General features: G+C 72.9%; 2 protein-coding genes and 1 pseudogene. All 3 read right to left on the minus strand.

Annotated elements, in window-relative coordinates; translation table 11 throughout:
• Positions 1–196: 196 nt before the first annotated feature.
• Complete coding sequence (locus tag B8460_RS15015) at positions 197–1,471, minus strand: MSMEG_0569 family flavin-dependent oxidoreductase (protein WP_048862418.1); 1,275 nt, start codon at positions 1,469–1,471, stop codon at positions 197–199.
• 39 nt (positions 1,472–1,510) lie between these two features.
• Positions 1,511–1,795, minus strand: coding sequence for an MSMEG_0570 family nitrogen starvation response protein (locus B8460_RS15020; RefSeq protein WP_048862416.1), 285 nt, complete (start codon positions 1,793–1,795; stop codon positions 1,511–1,513).
• Positions 1,795–2,023, minus strand: a pseudogene (locus B8460_RS22130) (hypothetical protein); the annotation flags it as partial. The pseudogene B8460_RS22130 and the gene B8460_RS15020, both read right to left, overlap by 1 nt.

The following is a 2,023-nucleotide window of genomic DNA, read 5'->3' on the forward strand; positions in this document are numbered from 1 at the left end:
GACCGCGGCCCCGACGACCGGATAGGCCCACACCGCGCGCAGCGGCGGCGCGGGCGTGGACGACAGGCGGGAGACCGGCACCCGTGTCAGCAGCATCGCCGCCCCGGCCAGATCGTCGATGACACGCACCGCCTCCGCCTGCCCCGCCCGGCCGGCGGATGCAAGCCCGCTCACCCCCCGCGCCTACCTTCGGCGCTCACCCCTCGGCGACGGCGGCGAGGTTCCAGCGCGCCGGCCGGCCCGCGACCTCGCCCGTGATCACCCGCGCCAGGTGCGCCGCGTCGCGCCCGACGCCGGAGAACCGCCCCGACCCCCAGGTGTACAGCCACGGCAGCCCCAGGAAGTACAGTCCCGGCACCGGCGTCACCCCGCGGTCATGCGCGGGGTAGCCGCGCCCGTCGAACACCGGCACGTGCAGGAAGCGCAGGTCGCTCTCGAACCCCGTCGCCCAGATCACCGACGTGATGCCGGCCGCGCGCAGGTCGAGCGATTCCACCTCCGCCTCGGGCTGCCACACCGGGCGATAGCGCGGCTCCGTCGGCGCGTTGATGCCGTTGCGGGCGATCCAGGCGTCGATGCTGTCCTTGATCCGCTGCGCGCTGTCGTCGGCGCCGTCGAGGTTGCGGCGCAGGTCGGGCGCGAACGCCGCCTGCGTGCCGCGCAGGCCGAGCAGATGGCCGTACAGCCGCATCCCCTCGATCGCGAACTGGCGCAGGTCGATGTCGTGGCCGCCGTCACGGCCGGTGACATAGTGGTTGGACTTCAGCCGCACCCGCTCGCCCATCGGGTGCTCGTCCACGCCCATGTCGTAATGGCCCATGTCGGTCAGCCACGCCACCACGTCGCGGCCGCGATAGCGGCGGGCGACGCGGGGCGCGCTGCCGGTCGCGAGATGCACGCGCCGGCGCGCGAGATGCAGGTCCTCCGCGATCTGGCTGCCCGACTGCCCGGTGCCGACCACCAGCACCTCGCCCGGCGGCAGTTGCGCCGGGTTGCGGTATTCCGACGAATGCACCTGCGCGATGTCGTCGGGCAGACGCTCGGCCATGCGCGGGATGCGCGGGCGATGATAGCCGCCGACGGCGACCACCACGTGCCGCGCGAGGTAGGCACCGTCGGTCGTGTCGACGTGGAAACCGCCCGCCGTCTGCCGCACCTCGATCACCGCGACACCCTCATGCAGCGGCGGGTCGAAGGACGCGCGGTAGTCCTCGACATAGCGGACGATGTCGGCGTTCACCATGAAGCCGTCGGGATCGCTGCCCTGGTACGGAAAGCCCGGCAGCTGGCATTGCCAGTTCGGCGTGACGAGGCAGAAACTGTCCCAGCGCTGCGTGCGCCACGTGTGCGCGACGCGGTGCTTCTCGAACACGACATGCTCGATGCCGCGCTGCTTGAGGTGCCAGCTCATCGCGAGGCCGGACTGCGAGCCGCCGACCACGACGACCTCGACCTGCCGGCGCGTCTCCATCTTGCTCACCGCGTCTCTCCCTCTCTGATCCGTTCTCGTTCAGCCGTGCAGGATGCGTTCGACGGCGACATGCGCGTCGGGCGGATAGCGGCCCGCCTGCGTCTCGATGTGATCCAGCGTCGCGGCGGCGCGGCTGCACGGGAACCCGTGGACGGCGCGCACGCGCTCGCTCGCGGCCTGCATCGCGGCACGCGCGCGCACGACGAAATCCGCCAGCGGATAGCGCGCGCCCGCCGCGAGATAGCTGCCGATGACGGTGGACGGCGAATACAGCCGGGAGACCTCGCCGTCGGGCCAGCGCACGTCGAACAGCAGCGCCGGCATCACGCCGCCACGCCGAGCACGGCGCCCCCGGACCCATCGCCCCCGGACGCATCATCCGCGCCGAAGCGCCACAGCACGCGGCTCTCCCCGCCCTGCGTCAGCCGCACCGCATCGCCCGCCTCGCACGCGCCGATCGCGGCGGCGGCGATGCTGCGCGCGGCGAAACGCGCGCACACCGCGGCCACGTCATCCGGCGCGGCGGTCAGCAGGAAGCCGTACGACGGGAAC

Origin of the sequence: Acidisphaera rubrifaciens HS-AP3 (assembly GCF_000964365.1) — a bacterium.
In the GTDB taxonomy this organism is placed as follows: Bacteria; Pseudomonadota; Alphaproteobacteria; order Acetobacterales; family Acetobacteraceae; genus Acidisphaera; species Acidisphaera rubrifaciens.

Bases quoted from the DNA above. Each gene is read 5' to 3' on its own strand.
- B8460_RS15015 (WP_048862418.1), bottom strand. From the start codon at position 1,471: ATGGAGACGCGCCGGCAGGTCGAGGTCGTCGTGGTCGGCGGCTCGCAG.
- B8460_RS15020 (WP_048862416.1), bottom strand. From the start codon at position 1,795: ATGCCGGCGCTGCTGTTCGACGTGCGCTGGCCCGACGGCGAGGTCTCC.